Source organism: Alishewanella jeotgali KCTC 22429 (assembly GCF_000245735.1).
Lineage (GTDB): Bacteria > Pseudomonadota > Gammaproteobacteria > Enterobacterales > Alteromonadaceae > Alishewanella > Alishewanella jeotgali.
In genome coordinates this window covers 69,259-85,017 of the sequence record NZ_AHTH01000022.1, presented here as the reverse complement: position 1 = coordinate 85,017, position 15,759 = coordinate 69,259, and the positions used below count along the sequence as shown (strand labels likewise).

The following is a 15,759-nucleotide window of genomic DNA, read 5'->3' as shown; positions in this document are numbered from 1 at the left end:
TTCTGTATGATTACCCGAAACAAAGACTCAATGGTTTGTAGCGATAATAAGTGATATTAGTGTTGTGCTACCCCCAGTCGTAATATGTTGAATAGCAATAAATGCACCCTGGCAATTAGGATTTAAGCTTGTTATTGCATCCGCTAAGGTTGGAGAGCTAACCTCGCTTCCTAAAACTGAAGATAAAGCAGAAGATAAGACTATTTCTGATAGGTATTTATAGGCTGCCAAGCGCGGTCAGATCCTGTATTTAAAGTCAGAGCTACATTATTTACTGGTGGTAACAACAGCGGGTCAAGCGCTTATTCTGGCAAATCTTAAAGATGCTATAGGGAAGTGTCGGGAACTTGATGGGATCCAGCCTCATCGTTCTTTTTGGGTGAGTCGCTCTGCGATTGTACGATTTAAAAAACTTGGGCGTGAAGGGGTGCTTGTGCTGCATGACCATACCGAGATCCCGGTAAGTCGGAGTAAGGTAAAAGCGGTGCAGTTATTTTTGGAACAAGCGCCTCTCTCAAGTTTGAGTCCTTGAGAGAGGCTGCAACGATTACTGACAAGCTAGAGCAGGGTTAACGCCATTTGCTACTAAGCGTGCATCGGCCAAACTTAATATTAAGGCCCCCTCGCTTTGGATGGTCAAGACGTTTAATACCTGATTCAGGTTAAGGCCCTGTTGCTGCAGGCAGCTGAGGCTAAGCTGCAAGGTTTGCCATTCCCCTTCTGGCATTGCCGCCAAGGCAGGGGCAATATTCTGGCTTGCCTGACATTCTGCTGCGCAATTCACGCCTAACAGCACGCTATCAGGTACCGGACCATTACGCATTAATTTCAATGTTAACTGGCTTTCATTACCAATAAAGGCGCGCAGATCTCTTGGGAAGGTACTGCTAAAGCTAAAGCCAGCATTTGCTTTACCGCTAAATTCAAAGCGACGGGCATCTTCCTGTACCTGATTATCAAAGGTACGGCTACGAATAGCACCAAACTCCTGCACACTACTGGTTACGCCAATACGCTCTGCGCCACTCAGTAGCTGTAACTGCCAGGGTGAGCGTGGTGCGCGTTCAAAGATCACCAGCTCGCTATTGGCGGCATCGTCACCACTATCCTCTGACAGAGTATTGCTCAGGGTGCTGGCATCGCCATAGCGCAGGCCAAAGCCATAGGGCAGCAGCGGCTGATAGTCAGCATCACCAATATTGACAGTACTTTGCTGTGGTGTCGCTGGCCAGGAGAAGGATAACTTGCCGTGGAAATCATATTGCACCTCACCAGCGGCATTGCGCAGGATCACATCGGCTACGCCTTCGCCTTCACTACCCGGCAGCCAGACCGCAACAAAGGCATCAGAGGCATTGAGCTCCGGATTGACCCACATAGGCCGGCCACTGATAAAGAGTGACACCACTGGAATGCCCTGCGCTTTTAACTGTTGCAGCAGCGCCAGATCAGTTTTATTACCGCGCTGATACTCGAGGTTATCCAGATCACCATTGCCTTCGGCATAGGGTTCTTCGCCAAAGACCACGATAGCGACATCGGGTTTTTCCGTAAAGCTGCCATCACTTGATAACTCAACCTGCCCACCGGCTGCCGTAACCTGGCGGGCAATACCGCCATAGATCGAGGTGCCGCCCGGGAAATCTTCATTGGTATTACCGGTACCCTGCCAGCTGATGGTCCAGCCGCCGGATTGCTGGCCGATATTATCGGCACCAGGGCCGGTGACCAGAATACGTTGCTGTGGTTTCAGCGGCAGTAACTGCTCGTTATTTTTGAGCAGTACCAGCGACTGGCGCACGGCATCGCGGGCTACGGCGCGGTGTTCTGGCGCACCGATTAACTCGGTACGACCGGCCAGTGGGCGCTGTGCCGGGCTTGGCTTATCAAATAAGCCAGCACGTTTTTTCACGCGCAGAATACGCCGTACGGCATCATCAATCCGCGCTTCTGGGATCACGCCGGTTTTTACCTGCTCAATCAGATTGTAATACAGCGGCTTCCAGGCGGCGGTCGGCACCATATACACATCCAGGCCGGCATTTGCTGCCTGGGCGCAGTTATCATTAGTACAACCCGGGATCTGGCCATGACCATTCCAGTCGCCGACGACAAAACCATCAAAACCCATCCGCTCTTTGAGTACCTCGGTCAGCAGGTAGCGATCGCCATGAATTTTACTGCCATTCCAGCTATTAAAAGACGCCATTACTGTCTGGGCGCCAGCCTCTAAACCGCCGACATAACCCTGAGCATGGATGCGGAACAGCTCTTCTTCGTTGACCTCGGTATTACCCTGATCGACACCGCCGGTAGTGCCGCCATCGCCGACAAAGTGCTTTACCGTACTGATCACCCGCCGCTCACTGAGAAAATCCTGTTCGGCAGCGCCCTGTAACCCCCGCACGATAGCTGCGGCATAATCGCGTACGATATCCGGATTCTCGGAGTAACTTTCATAGGTGCGGCCCCAGCGATCATCGCGCACTACGGCCACGGTCGGCGCAAACACCCAGTCGATACCGGTCGCCATCACTTCGCGTGCGGTGGCTTCGGCGATCTGTTCAATCAGCGCCGGATTATTCGCGGCACCTAAACCGATATTGTGTGGAAAAATGGTCGCGCCAATCACGTTATTGTGGCCGTGCACGGCATCGGTGCCCCACATGGTTGGAATGGCAATGCCATCGCCACTGGTATCCATCGACGCCTGATACATGGCTTCGGCTAAGGCAATCCAGTCGGCCGGGGTGGCGTATTTATTGTCATTCGGGAAAGCGCCGCCGCCATTTAAATAGGAGCCAAAGCCGTATTTGCGCATATCTTCGACAGTGATATCGCGGATTTCCGGCTGGATCATCTGGGCAATTTTTTGCTCCAGCGTCATCTTCGCCAGCAGCTCACTGATCGCCTGCTCCATCGCCGGATCCTGTGCCACCGGCAATTTCAGCTGTGGCCAGACAGAGGTGGCTGCATTATCAGGCGCCACCGGCGCCGGTGCCTCGCTACAGGCGCCCAGCAGCAGGCTGCCACTGGCCGAGAGCATCAACATAGCCATAGCGGTTTTTTTTATCTTCATCCGTTTATTCCTTAGTTACAGCGGGAGTTTGCGGGATACAGCCTTTCAGGCCATAGAAGGCAATATACAGGTAACATACCAGTGGCAAGACAAAAGCCAGTTGCACCCCGATCTGGTCGGCTAACATACCTTGCAGCAGCGGCAGTATGGCACCACCCACGATAGCCAGACACAGAATACCTGAGCCCTGACTGGTATATTGTTTCAGACCCTGGATCGCCAGGCTGAAAATGGTCGGAAACATAATCGAATTACACAGGCCAACCAGCAGTAAAGACCACATCGCCAGCTTGCCGGAAGACAGAATAGTGATCGCCAGCAGCAGCACCGCCATAATGGCATTAAAGGCCAGTACCCGACCCGGATTCAGTTTTTGCATCACGGCCGCACCAATAAAGCGGCCGACCATAGCACCGCCAAAGTACCAGGAAATATAGTGCGATGCCGCCGCTGTGGTCATGCCCCCAATCTCGGGTTGCGACAGATAAATCGCTAAAAAGCTGCCGATACCGACTTCGGCGCCAACATAAACAAAGATACCAATAGCGCCCAGTACTAAATGCCGCTGCTGCCAGGCTTTACCACCCAGTGGCAGAGCCTCTGCCGGATCTTTCTTACCCATTGCCGGCAGTTTTAACCAGGCAAAAATGACCGCTAATACGATCAGACTGGCGGCCAGGATTAAATAAGGCACTTGTACGGTCGATTCGGTAACGGCACCCGGTACCGGCTCAGGGGCATTCATACCACCGAAAATCAGCCAGGCACCGAAGAAGGGCGCGACTGTGGTGCCCAGGGAGTTAAAGGCCTGCGTCATGGTCAAGCGGCTGGAGGCGGTTTCCGGTTTACCCATTACGCTGACATAAGGATTTGCCGCCACCTGCAAAATAGTAATACCTGAGGCCAGTACAAAAAGTGCAAACAGGAACATCGCATAGACATGCATCTGTGCTGCCGGTAAAAACAGCAAACAGCCGGCACCGGCGATTAACAAACCGGTGACAATGCCCGACTTGTAGCCAATGCGGCTGACCAGCATACCGGCCGGCACTGACACCACAAAGTATGCGCTAAAAAAGCAGAACTGGATCAGCATCGCCTGGGTATAGTTCAGATCGAACAACAGTTTTAAATAGGGGATCAGGATGTCGTTTAAGCAGGTAATAAAACCCCACATAAAAAATAATGAGGTGAGAGCCGTTAACGCAAAGCGGTAGCTGGTTGGCGCGCCGGGCTGCGCCGCAGCGTCTGGCGTAATAATGGGTGTGGCAGCCATAAGGGTTCCCTTGTCGTTTCTGTTTTAATTGACGTTCGGCAAAGCGGCGTCTAGTATTAATGTAAGCGCTTTCATTTATAGCACACCTGCCGCTGAGCGCAATATTTTTTGGCGTCATTGTGTAAAAAGCATGTGCAAAAACCAGACAGAAGAAGCCTCTATGCAGAAGATTGTTTTAGCCGAAAACTCACCGCTGTTACGCTCAGATTTTATCTTTGGTGTCGCCACCGCCGCCTTTCAGATTGAGGGTGCTGCCGAAAGTCGCGAGCCCTGTATCTGGGATACCTTTTGCGCCGAGCCTGGCCGGATTCGCGACGGCTCTGATGGGCTGGTAGCCTGCGATCATCTGAACCGCTGGCGTGATGATATCGAACTCATCAGTAGCCTGGGGGTGGATGCCTATCGCTTTTCCGTGGCCTGGGGCCGGGTGATCCGCGCCGATGGCAGCGTTAACCAGGCCGGCCTGCAGTTTTATCTGGATTTACTTGCTGAGTTGGAAGCACGGCAGATCAAAGCCTTTGTTACGCTATACCATTGGGATTTGCCGCAATATCTGCAAGATCAAGGCGGTTGGTTAAATCGGGACACTGCCTATCGTTTTGCCGAATATGCCGATATTGTCAGTCAGGCCTTTGGCGATAAAGTTTATTCATATGCCACCTTAAATGAGCCCTTCTGCAGCGCCTATCTGGGTTATGAGGCCGGCATTCATGCGCCGGGCGAACAAAACCGCCAGCATGGCCGGCAGGCGGCTCATCATCTATTGCTGGCGCACGGTCTGGCTCTACAGGTGTTGCGCCGTAACTGTCCGCAAGCGCTGAACGGCATAGTACTGAATTTCAGCCCTTGCTTTGCTGCGACCGAAGCCAAAGCCGATCAACAGGCCGCCTGGTTGGCCGATCAGTATCATAATCAGTGGTATCTGCAACCTTTACTGGAAGGTAGCTATCCGGATCTGAGCGCCTACCTGGCGCCAGCTGAATGGCCGCAGATCGCTGAGGGCGATCTACAAATTATTGCTCAGCCGCTGGATTTTCTCGGCATTAATTACTATACCCGTACCGTGTTTACTGCCGGTAAAGATGGCTGGTTTCATGATGTTAAACCGACACAACCGCCACTGACCGACATGGGCTGGGAAATCTATCCGCAAGGTTTAACGGAAATTCTGTTACAGCTACATCAGCGTTATCCGCTGCCGCCGGTCTACATTACCGAGAATGGCGCGGCCATGGTCGATCAACTGGTAGATGGCGAAGTACAGGATGCTGACCGACTGGCGTATTATCAAAGCCACTTAGTGGCGACCGAGCAGGCCATTGCTGCCGGCGTGAATGTGCGCGGTTATTTCGCCTGGAGTTTGCTGGATAATTTTGAATGGGCCGAGGGCTATGCCAAGCGTTTTGGTATAGTCTATGTCGATTACGCCAGTCAGCAGCGCATTGTTAAAGCCAGCGGCCGGGCATTGCAGCAACTTTGGCAAAGCAGAAAATAATAATAAGCAGCGCACTGCAACAGGGTAGAATTATGCTGAGCAAAAAAGAAAAAATCGCTTATGGCCTTGGCGATACTGCCAGCAACATCATCTTTCAGACGGTGATGTTGTTTTTAACCTTTTTTTATACCGATATTTTTGGCATTTCGCCGGCTGTGGTCGGCACCATGTTTTTAGTGGTGCGGATTATCGATGCCATCACCGATCCGCTGATGGGGGCGCTGGCAGATAAAACCAAAAGTCGGTTTGGCCAATACCGGCCTTATCTGTTGTATCTGGCGCTACCCTTTGCTTTTATTAGCGTATTAGCCTTTACTACGCCGGATTTATCGCCCAGCGGCAAAATCTGGTATGCCTTTATTACCTATACCCTACTGATGCTGGCCTATACCGCTATCAATATTCCCTATTCGGCATTGGGCGGCGTGCTGACTGCCGATCCGGATGAGCGGGTGTCGGTGCAATCCTACCGCTTTGTGTTTGGTATGTTGGGGGGCTTGCTGGTCACCGCCTGCACTCTGCCCTTGGTGAGTTTTTTTGGGCAGGGCGATCAGGCCAAAGGGTATCAGCTGACGATAGCGGCAATGAGCGTGCTGGGTGTGCTGCTGTTTTTACTCTGTTTTAAAGGTACGCGCGAACGGGTTAAGCCACCTGCCGATCAGCAACTGACGTTAAAAGCCGGACTTAAGGCATTGTGGCAAAATCCGGCCTGGCGGGTGCTGAGTCTGGCGGCTTTGCTGCTACTCATCGGCATGGTGTTGAAAAATACCCTGGTTATTTATTATGTGAAGTATTTTTTGCAGCGCGAGGATCTGGTGACCACCTTTATGACACTGGGTATGCTGGGCAATATCGCCGGTTGCGCCTGTGCCCAGTTTGTGGCGGCGCGGGTAGATAAGGTGAAAGCCTATATTGCCCTGCAGCTGCTGGCTGCTTTACTCTGTGCCGCTGGCTTTTGGGTTGGCAGCAGTCAATGGCAGTTAGCGATTGTGCTGCATATTGCCTGGTGTTTCTTCTTACAAATGGCCACCCCGATGCTGTGGGCAAAAATGGCTGATGTGGTAGATTATGGCCAGTGGTTAACCGGTGTGCGCACCACCGGCCTGGTGTACTCGTCGGTGGTGTTTTTTATAAAGCTGGGCCTGGCAGTGGGTGGGGCCTTGGCAGGTTGGTTACTGGCGTTTTATCAGTATCAACCGGCGGCGGAGCAAACGGCGGTAACGCAACAGGGTATTTTATTGAGCTTTACGTTGCTACCGGCGCTGGGTTCCGTATTGGTCGCCTGGATTATGCGCTATTATCCGCTGCATCGGCAGCAGGTAGCACAGGTATCGGCCGATCTGGCAGCGCGCGAAGCCGCAGTGAGAGTCTGATTGAGGAAAGGATAAGTTCGCACTATGGCGACGATTTACGAAGTATCCAAGCTGGCTGGAGTGTCACTGGCCACCGTATCACGGGTGATGAACAATAATACGCCGGTTAAGGAGTCGACCCGGCGTAAGGTGCTGGATGCGATGGCACAGCTGGATTACCGGCCAAATAGTATCGCGCAGTCGCTGGCCTCGAATCGCTCGAATAGTATCGGGGTGCTGGTATCGGAGCTGCACGGTCCTTTCTATGGTGCCATGCTAACCGGTATAGAGGCCGAATTTCGTGCGGCTGGCAAACATGTGATCATTACCGCAGGTCACAGTGATCTAGCCACCGAGCAAGACGGCATCGACTTTCTGCAAAGCCGTAATTGTGATGCGCTGATCCTGCATGTCGAGGCGGTATCCGATGACTATTTACTGCAACTGGCCGCCGGTGATACGCCCTTTGTGTTACTTAACCGCCATATTCCGGCCATTGCTGACCGTTGTATTAGTCTTAATAACGAGCTGGGTGGTTATCTGGCTACCCGGCATTTGTTGCAGCAAGGGCACCGGCAAATTGCCTATATTGCCGGCCCGATGTGGAAAACCGACGCCCGCGATCGCTATCATGGCCATCAGCGTGCGCTGGCGGAATACCAGCTCACTGCCGATCCGGCATTATTTTTTGAGGGTGATTTCCGCGAAACCGGCGGTAGCAAGGGCTTAGAAAGTCTGCTGCAGAGTGGTAAAACCTTTAGTGCGCTAGTGTGTGCTAACGATGAGATGGCATCGGGCGCCATTACTGCCGCGCGCGAGCTTGGGCTTAACATTCCGCAGCAGCTGTCGGTAATGGGCTATGATAATGTTAATTTTGCCTATTACACCTACCCGAAGCTGTCGACTATCGATTATCCGATCAGTGCCATGGGGCAGATGGCTGCGCGCTGGGTGCTGCGCGAGGTATATCAGCAAGAAAGCAACGAGGTGCAGCAATTATTTGAACCGGTGCTAATTAGCCGGGATTCGGTGCTGGCTGCCACTTAGTCCCTTGACTAGGTGCAGTTGCTGCGTAACCAGCGCCCTTGCTGACTCATTTGCATCTGTTCCTGTTGGCCATCAAAGTCGCTGCTAAAGCTGGCCGAGCCCTGATAGGTTTTGCGATCGATAATCAGCATTTCACCACTGCCACTGCTCGGTGGCTCTGAGTTGCATTGAAAGGTAAAGCGAAAGCGGTTTTTACCTTGCTGTGTCAGTTGTTGATTGCAGCCTTCCTGCTCCGGCAGCTTGCCCTGTTTCAAATCTTCCGCGGTCATACAAACTTCGATACTGCCATTCATGCCGTCAAAACTCATCCCCTGCGCCTTGAGCATGTCCAGCATCATTTGCCGCTGCGCCTCTGGCATGGCGGCCAGTTGCTGCTGAAATTCCTGCATCATCTGCTCCAGCCTGCCACTTTGGCTACTGATTTTAAAGCTGTGTTGCCACAGGCCCGGCTCCAGATCGAGTTCGATATTGGCGCTGGCCATCATACTGACCAGTAACAGCGGGGTGAAAAGAAGGCGAATACGCATCAGGTTGCTCCCTGCAGTAGAGTGATTTATGGCAAGACTAGACCAATTTTCACTGTTCTGCCAGTCAGCTGTTGCTCAGCATTCTGTCACAGTTGTGCCCAGTCAAACTCGCTAAAACAGCGGATTTTATAATCGGCAATCGCAAATTTGCTGTGCTGCCATTCATGTGCAGCGGGAATGGCGACTACAGTCATCCCCGCGGCTTTGGCAGCCGTTACGCCAGCAAAGGAATCTTCAAATACCAGGCACTGTTCTGGTGCGACGCCAAGCTGGCTGGCCGCCAGCAGATAAATATCCGGTGCCGGCTTACCGCGACTGACCAGCTTTAAATGGCAGTGCGCCTGAAAATAATGCCGGATTTGTAGCCGCTGTAAGGTGGTATCCAGCAGCAGCTTAGGCGAGTTGGTAGCAACGGCCATCTTGAGCTGACGCCGTGCATTTTCAGCCAGCAGCGCCAGTAAGCCGGTTTTCGGTTCGCCACTACTGGCGACGCCAGAGGCAACAAAGTCGATAATCTGTTGATGTACCTGCTCCGGGCTAAGTAAGGGCCAGGGTTGATGCTGATACCAGTGCGCGATGACCGCAGCCGTGGTAAGGCCGGTACTTTGTAGTAGTGGTGGCCGGCTAAAATCAACGCCCAGCCCGCCAAGAATTTGCTGTTCGGCCTGATGCCAGAGTGGCTCAGAGTCGATCAGCACACCGTCCATATCAAAAATTACTGCCTGAAACACTGCAATCTCCTAGTTGGCTAACATTTTTGCAGCAAAAGAAACTAAAGCTGATGGAGCCGGGTCTATACTAAAGGGCTCAAGACGTCTTTGTATTACTCAGCCTTAAAATCATTACCATATAGGATATTAGTTAAAAGGAGAATTACACGTGCGGTTAACGTATTGGATTTTTGTATTTGGTATGAGTCTGAGTTTGCCAGCTATGGCTAACTGTAGCTTTAGGTTAGACGATGGAAAGTTATTACGTTGTGGTATGAGTGGGATCGAGGTGGTAGACCGCCTGGGTCAGCCTCTGCTGAAAGAGCAACTGACCTTGGGTGTTAGCACGAATAGTGTGGAGCGAGGTCAAACAGTTGATGTGTGGTCTTACAAAACCAGGGCGGATATGGGCGGCGAATTTTTGCTTAGTATTGAGTTTACTGATGGTAAAGTGTACTAGCTCAGACTTGATCTGACAGTTACCAGTTTTTCACGGTGTCTGTCAGATTAGATTTGAGTCAGATTTTTCTGCACCCAAACCTGCTTTCCATCCAGCAAAGTATCCATTGGCGTTCTGCCATTGCACATCTTGCCTTGATGAGTTCGTTCATTGTTGTAATAAACCAGCCATTCGTCCAGATCTTTTTGTAGCTCGGCTAGGTCTCCATAGAGCTTTTTACGGAACGTAACCTGATAGAACTCCTGCAATATCGTCTTGTGGAACCGTTCGCAGATCCCGTTAGTTTGCGGCGACATGGCCTTGGTTTTGGTGTGGTCGATGTCGTTAATCGCCAGATATAGCTGATAATCGTGCTGTTCTACTTTGCCGCAGTATTCTGTACCCCGGTCAGTCAGAATGCGCAGCACAGGCAAGCCCTGAGCCTCATAGAATGGCAGTACTTTGTCGTTGAGTAAGTCTGCTGCAGTGATCGGCGTCTTGGTGGTATACAGCTTACAATGCGCGACTTTACAGTAGGTATCGACGTAAGTTTGCTGGTAAATCCGGCCAACACCCTTCAGGTTGCCAACGTAAAACGTATCTTGTGACCCCAGGTAGCCAGGATGGGCAGTCTCAATCTCACCACAGGCTTCATCGTCGTGTTTTTTCTTCTCAAGGGCGGTAATTTGCGCATCTGTCAGGAGTATACCTTCATCGGCAACCTTGGCTTCCAGCGCCTTCAAACGCTTCTTAAAGTTCTCCAGATCGTGTCGTAGCCAGATAGAACGAACACCGCTGCCAGAGACAAACACGCCTTGTTTACGCAGCTCATTACTGGTGCGGTGCTGGCCATGAGCAGGATACTCGATAGCATAATCAATAACCGCCTTTTCTATGGTTTCATCCACACGGTTTTTGAGGTTTGGTGCTCTACGGCTTTTATCGATAAGAGCATCGACACCACCTTCAGCGACAAGCTCCTGATAGCGGTAAAACGTGTCACGTGACACGCCCATAACCTTGCAGGCTTTTGATACGTTATTAAGCTCCTGAGCTAAATTCAGCAGCCCAGCCTTGTGTTTAATTATCGGATTGTTAGTATGCAGCATGAGAGTTACCTTTTGTTTTTGATTACGGATTCGACACCCATATCAAAACTGGTAACTCTCATCTTTTCAAGTAGATGTGTCAGATTAAGTCGAGACTAATTCAGGTAAAGTCAGCAAAATCATTCGTAAACAGCAAGGCCGGCTTTAAAGCCAACCTTTTTGCCGCGCAATGCGCGCGGCATCAATGCGGTTAGCCGCGTTAAGTTTGCTGATGGCTTCCGACAAGTAATTACGAGCAGTACCTTCGGCAATATAGAGCGCGCTGGCAATTTCGCCAGTGCTTCTGCCCTCAGCCGCTAACCGCAGGGCCTGGCGCTCTTTATCGGTTAACGGGTCCTGCTCGCCCAGTGAGTTGAGTAACAGCTCACTGTCGACGACTTTTTTGCCTGTCATCACCTGTTGCATTGCCTGCACCAGCTGTTCGACCGGCGCATCTTTTAATAAAAAGCCGCCGACCCCGGCATCCATCGCCCGTTTTACATAACCGGCGCGGCCGAAGGTGGTAATAATCACCACCTTGGTAGCCAGCTTTTGCTGTTGTACATACTGCGCCAGTTCAATACCGCTGACGCCTGGCATTTCAATATCGGTGAGCAGCATATCAAAGCTGTGTTGCTTTAACTGTTGTAAGGCTGCATTACCATCCACCGCTTCTGTAACCTGTATATTGGCCTCTATGCGCAACAAACTGGCGAGTGCCGTACGTACCATTGTCTGATCTTCAGCCAGTAGAATATTCATAGCGGCTCCTGTAGCGGTAAATCAATGATAGCCCTAAAGCCAGAGCCGTGTTCTAACGTTAACTGTGCGCCAATCGCAGCAAGGCGCTGCCGCAGGCCGGTTAAACCGTTGCCTTCTTTGAATGCTGCGGCTTTGCCGTTGTCGGTAAGTTGCAGCTGTAAGCGATTACTGTTTTGCATAAAACCTAATTGACAGCTATCGCCCTGGCTGTGACGCATAATATTAGTAACGAGCTCGGTCAGCGCCAGAATTATTGTGGTTTCACGGCGGCTATCCAGCTGTGGGATCTCACCGCTCAGTTCGACCTGAAAGCCGGCATCACGTAAGCGCGACAGCAGTTTCGCCACTTCGGCAGTTAACCCCTGATGTTTAAAACCAGAGACACTTTGCCGCACCTGACTTAATGCATCGCGGGCGATAGCGCTAAGTTCGGTCAGTTGCTGCTGTGCCGCTTTTGCTTGCTGGTGTGCCAGCAGTTTTTCCGCCAAATCGGCTTTTAAGATCACGCTTGATAGGGTGTGCCCTAAAATATCATGCAGATCTCGACCAATGCGCTCGCGTTCCACCATGGCGGCCAGTTGTTTGATTTCATCGGCACTTTGCTGCTCTTGTAAGCGTTTGCGCATCGTTTGTTGTTCAATCCAGCCTAAAAAACTTACCCCGAGCACTATAGGAATACCAAGTTGTAGGAAATGCGGCCATTGAATAGTCAGGGCGAGGTCGAGGGCAACCAGCAAGGCGACCAGGGCAGCGATGGCTGCGAGGTAACGTTTTGATGGATTGGCATAACCGATAAAAAAGCCAGCATAGGAAAACATCGCGATAGAGCCGGGGTTAATGGGGGTGATAAGGCTGGCGATAGTAATAATTCCAAGGGTTGGTTTGAGCATTTGCGGGCGAGTGCAGCTGTATGCCCAAAAGTAGCAATACAGAAAACCCAGCAGCGCCACAGCCATCAACAGATACTGCCACCACAGAAAACGGACGGTAAAAAGCGGAATAAAGAAAAAGATCAAATTAAACAGATAAACCCAACTGAGCTTTTTTTGCAGCAGATCCTGATTCGACATGGTGCGTCCTGAGCCTGACATTCGCCAGAACAGTCTAACGAATTTTCTGTAGCAGCAGTAAGTGACAAAGATCATCTTTTCTAATGGCAGTTGTCAGCCGAAAGTGCTGACAAAGGTGAGCTGTGCCAGCCATCGCTGCAGACTAGACTGCTCTCATCAGCACTAAGGTGTGCGTTAACTATGAGGAACCAGTCATGAACATGACAAGCAAACTGAAGACGTTTTTTGCTGTAACTACAGTGACACTGGCACTGGGATTAACGACAGTTAGCCCAGTGGCGGCAACACAAACGGCAGCAGCTCACAAGGTCGCGGTACCGGACACCCAATCAGCCTGTGCCTGTTTTGAGGTAACGGTGGTGGGTGAAGGTCCGGCAATTCTGCTTATTCCGGGCCTGGCCTCCTCCGCTGATGTTTGGCAAAGCACAGTGGCGGCACTCAAAGATCAGTACCAGTTACATATCTTTACCCTGGCAGGCTTTGCGGGTGTAACGCCTTTGTCAGCGCAAAGCTGGGGTGAGAGCTATTTAGTTACCCAGCAGCAGGCCATTCTTAGTTATATCGGTGAGCAGAAATTGCAAAAGCCAGTAGTGATTGGCCATTCGTTGGGTGGATATTTAGCCCTGGCGCTGGCTGCTTCCGCACCGGAACAGATAGGGGGGGCGGTTAATGTTGATGGTTTACCGGCCTTAGGCGCGCTGTTTGCCGAAAATGCCGCGCGTAACACAGGCTCACAGCAAGCTGCACCCGGTAGTTTCGACCCCATGCTGATGGCTAAAGGTATGGCAAACAATGAAAGCTGGCATCAGCGTATTGTCAACGACATGTTTCGCTCTGACGGTATGACCTCTGGCCGGGTAATGGGTGAACTGATGCAAGCAGATTTAAGACCGCAACTGGCGAATATTCGCGTACCGGTATTGACGTTGGGCGCACTTCAGAATGGCGCACCTTATACCACACCTGCACAGGTGCAGGCCAATTACGAAACGCAGTTAGCTAATGTGCCGGCGCAATATCATCGCTTCGCATTCGCGGTTGAGAGTAAGCATTTTATTATGGCAGATGCCCCAGAGTGGCTGAACCAACATATTGGTCAGTTCCTGCAAAAGCACCTTGTTGGCAAGGAGTAATGACCATGTTGGCACTTGATGTTAAAAACCTGACTAAAGCCTATGGCGGCAACACAGTGCTGGCAGGCGTAGATATTTCGCAGGCTGCAGGTGAGGTACTGTGTGTGCTTGGCCCGAATGGTGCTGGTAAAACCACCTTAATCTTAACCCTGCTAGGGTTGGTAAAAGCCGATAGTGGTGATATCCGGCTTTTTGGCAACCAGCAGCAGGGTATAACGCGCAGCCAGGCGTTACGCCAGCAGCTTGGGGTGATGATGCAAATCGGCAGCTTAAGCGCCAATCTTAGCGTTTATGAACAGTGCGATTTGTTTAGCAGTTACTATGCGCAGGGTTACAGCGCTGCCGAGCTGGTGCAGTTGGCAGGGCTAGAAAGCCATGCTACACAGCGATTTGGTCGCTTATCTGGCGGGCAAAAGCAGCGTTTGTTGTTTGCTTTAGCATTAGCGGGTAAGCCTAAGCTACTGTTTCTCGATGAGCCGACCTTGGGTATGGATGTCGAGGCGCGACAGGCATTATGGCACCAGGTGAAACAGCTCAGGCAGCAAGGCGTCGCTGTGGTGCTAACCACGCACTATCTGGAAGAAGCCGAGCAATTAGCCGATAGCATTGCGGTGTTGCATCAGGGGCGGATGGTGGCCAAAGGCAGTCCGGACGAATTAAAAGCCCTAATGCAATACAAAGTGGTGCGTTGTCGCAGCCGCTTAACGGATGCGGAGCTGGCCGTATTGCCAGCGGTATTGCAAGTTAGCCGTGAACAACAGCAGATCACCTTACATAGCCGCAATGCTGAACAAACTGTGCGCGCCTTATTACATGCAGATCAGCAGGCTACTGATTTAGAAGTCCGGCCCATCGCCCTAGAGCAAGCCTTTTTACACCTTACCCAAACCCCTGAAACGCAACAGGAGCAAGCCGCATGAACACCGCAGCTATTTATCGAAAAGAAGCCTGGTACGATCTGCTGAGCATTTTGCGTACCCCTGCTTTTGTCATTCCCTCCTTAGCCTTTCCGGTGGTGTTCTATGTATTTTTTGGTGTGCTGTTTAACAGCGGCGGCGCGAGCGCTTATATGTTGGTGACCTATGGTTGCTTTGGCATTATGGGTCCGGCCATGTTTAACTTTGCCATCAATATTGCCAGCGACCGGGCTCATGGCTGGTTAACCTTAAAGCGCTTGTCACCTATGCCAGTGCCAGCCTATTTGCTGGCAAAATTTGCGACCGCCCTGGTGTTTTCACTGGCGATTATTGTGCTTATGTTTAGTATTGCTGCACTGTTTGGCGGCGTAAGGTTTGCCTTTGGACAATGGTTATTACTGGCGGTGGTGTTATTACTGGGCACCTTGCCTTTTGCCTTAATTGGCCTGATTTTAGGGTTAACCCTCAGTGATAAAGCTGCCCCAGCGGTGGTTAATCTGGTGTATCTGCCGATGGCTTTGTTATCGGGTTTGTGGTTACCGATTCATATGTTGCCGACGTTGCTGCAGCAAGCCGGCTGGATTTGGCCAAGTTATCATCTGTCACAAATAGGGTTGAAAGTGATCGGTATGGATCAGGGGCATGCGCTGTCGATTCATCTGTTACTACTTACCAGCAGTAGCATTCTGTTGGCGATGGTCGCAGTTTGGTCATTTAAACACCTTACCGGAGAAAATGCGTAATTTTCATTGTACATGGGCACCGAAAGTAATCTGGCGTTTCAGTTAGAGATTCCGAAAAACAAAATTAATAAAACAATAACAGTCATCCAGGGTAAAGGTGACAACCACCAGCTTAAACCCT

General features: G+C 51.3%; 15 protein-coding genes. 8 read left to right on the top strand and 7 right to left on the bottom strand.

The genetic code is table 11. The features are described 5' to 3' along the window. Nucleotides 1–241 precede the first annotated feature (241 nt). Nucleotides 242–532 (top strand): LytTR family DNA-binding domain-containing protein, encoded by a 291-nt coding sequence (locus AJE_RS19005; RefSeq protein ID WP_083216247.1) that lies wholly within the window; start codon nt 242–244, stop codon nt 530–532. A gap of 15 nt (nt 533–547) precedes the next feature. On the opposite strand, the gene AJE_RS08785 is transcribed toward AJE_RS19005, so the two are convergent. Both AJE_RS08785 and AJE_RS08780 read right to left on the bottom strand, forming a co-directional pair. Then, nucleotides 548–3,079 carry a glycoside hydrolase family 3 protein gene (locus AJE_RS08785; protein ID WP_008950558.1) on the bottom strand — a complete coding sequence of 844 codons (2,532 nt, stop codon included), beginning with the start codon at nt 3,077–3,079 and terminating at the stop codon, nt 548–550. Nucleotides 3,080–3,083: 4 nt separating this feature from the next. Continuing rightward, nucleotides 3,084–4,355 (bottom strand): sugar MFS transporter, encoded by a 1,272-nt coding sequence (locus tag AJE_RS08780; protein ID WP_008950557.1) that lies wholly within the window; start codon nt 4,353–4,355, stop codon nt 3,084–3,086. A 160-nt stretch (nt 4,356–4,515) separates the two neighbouring features. Between AJE_RS08780 and AJE_RS08775 the strand changes: the two genes are divergently transcribed. From AJE_RS08775 to AJE_RS08765, 3 genes are read left to right on the top strand one after another with little or no spacing between them, the layout of a single operon-like run. Next, on the top strand, nt 4,516–5,850 hold the full coding sequence (locus tag AJE_RS08775) for a GH1 family beta-glucosidase (protein ID WP_008950556.1): 1,335 nt from the start codon (nt 4,516–4,518) through the stop codon (nt 5,848–5,850). Nucleotides 5,851–5,882: 32 nt separating this feature from the next. Then, nucleotides 5,883–7,223 (top strand): glycoside-pentoside-hexuronide (GPH):cation symporter, encoded by a 1,341-nt coding sequence (locus AJE_RS08770; protein ID WP_008950555.1) that lies wholly within the window; start codon nt 5,883–5,885, stop codon nt 7,221–7,223. Between the two features lie 24 nt (nt 7,224–7,247). After that, on the top strand, nt 7,248–8,249 hold the full coding sequence (locus AJE_RS08765; protein WP_008950554.1) for a LacI family DNA-binding transcriptional regulator: 1,002 nt from the start codon (nt 7,248–7,250) through the stop codon (nt 8,247–8,249). Nucleotides 8,250–8,257: 8 nt separating this feature from the next. Here the strand turns inward: AJE_RS08765 and AJE_RS08760 are convergent, their stop codons facing one another. Continuing rightward, the gene (locus AJE_RS08760) at nt 8,258–8,776 is read right to left on the bottom strand and encodes a DUF3617 domain-containing protein (RefSeq protein ID WP_008950553.1); all 519 of its coding nucleotides are present in this window, start codon (nt 8,774–8,776) and stop codon (nt 8,258–8,260) included. Nucleotides 8,777–8,862: 86 nt separating this feature from the next. Next, the gene (gene hxpB / locus AJE_RS08755; RefSeq protein WP_008950552.1) at nt 8,863–9,507 is read right to left on the bottom strand and encodes a hexitol phosphatase HxpB; all 645 of its coding nucleotides are present in this window, start codon (nt 9,505–9,507) and stop codon (nt 8,863–8,865) included. A 148-nt stretch (nt 9,508–9,655) separates the two neighbouring features. Between hxpB and AJE_RS08750 the strand changes: the two genes are divergently transcribed. Then, a complete protein-coding gene (locus AJE_RS08750; protein ID WP_008950551.1) occupies nt 9,656–9,946 on the top strand; it encodes a DUF2845 domain-containing protein in 291 nt (96 codons plus the stop codon). 47 nt (nt 9,947–9,993) lie between these two features. Here the strand turns inward: AJE_RS08750 and AJE_RS08745 are convergent, their stop codons facing one another. The 3 genes from AJE_RS08745 to AJE_RS08735 all read right to left on the bottom strand — a co-directional run bounded on the left by AJE_RS08745 (nt 9,994) and on the right by AJE_RS08735 (nt 12,845). Further along, nucleotides 9,994–11,034 (bottom strand): IS481 family transposase, encoded by a 1,041-nt coding sequence (locus AJE_RS08745; RefSeq protein ID WP_008950454.1) that lies wholly within the window; start codon nt 11,032–11,034, stop codon nt 9,994–9,996. Nucleotides 11,035–11,178: 144 nt separating this feature from the next. Beyond that, complete coding sequence (locus AJE_RS08740; RefSeq protein WP_008950550.1) at nt 11,179–11,775, bottom strand: response regulator transcription factor; 597 nt, start codon at nt 11,773–11,775, stop codon at nt 11,179–11,181. Next, a complete protein-coding gene (locus AJE_RS08735; protein ID WP_008950549.1) occupies nt 11,772–12,845 on the bottom strand; it encodes a sensor histidine kinase in 1,074 nt (357 codons plus the stop codon). The genes AJE_RS08740 and AJE_RS08735 overlap by 4 nt, the downstream gene beginning before the upstream one ends. 194 nt (nt 12,846–13,039) lie before the next feature. On the opposite strand from AJE_RS08735, the gene AJE_RS08730 reads away from it, so the two are divergent. Genes AJE_RS08730 through AJE_RS08720 form a run of 3 tightly spaced genes read left to right on the top strand, consistent with a single transcriptional unit; the run spans nt 13,040 to nt 15,638 of the window. Next, nucleotides 13,040–13,978, top strand: a complete 939-nt coding sequence (locus tag AJE_RS08730; RefSeq protein WP_008950548.1) for an alpha/beta fold hydrolase — start codon at nt 13,040–13,042, stop codon at nt 13,976–13,978. Nucleotides 13,979–13,983: 5 nt separating this feature from the next. Then, entirely contained in the window at nt 13,984–14,898 is a 915-nt protein-coding gene (locus AJE_RS08725; protein ID WP_008950547.1) for an ABC transporter ATP-binding protein, read from the top strand. After that, a complete protein-coding gene (locus AJE_RS08720; RefSeq protein WP_008950546.1) occupies nt 14,895–15,638 on the top strand; it encodes an ABC transporter permease in 744 nt (247 codons plus the stop codon). The genes AJE_RS08725 and AJE_RS08720 overlap by 4 nt, the downstream gene beginning before the upstream one ends. The last annotated feature ends 121 nt before the right edge of the window (nt 15,639–15,759 follow it).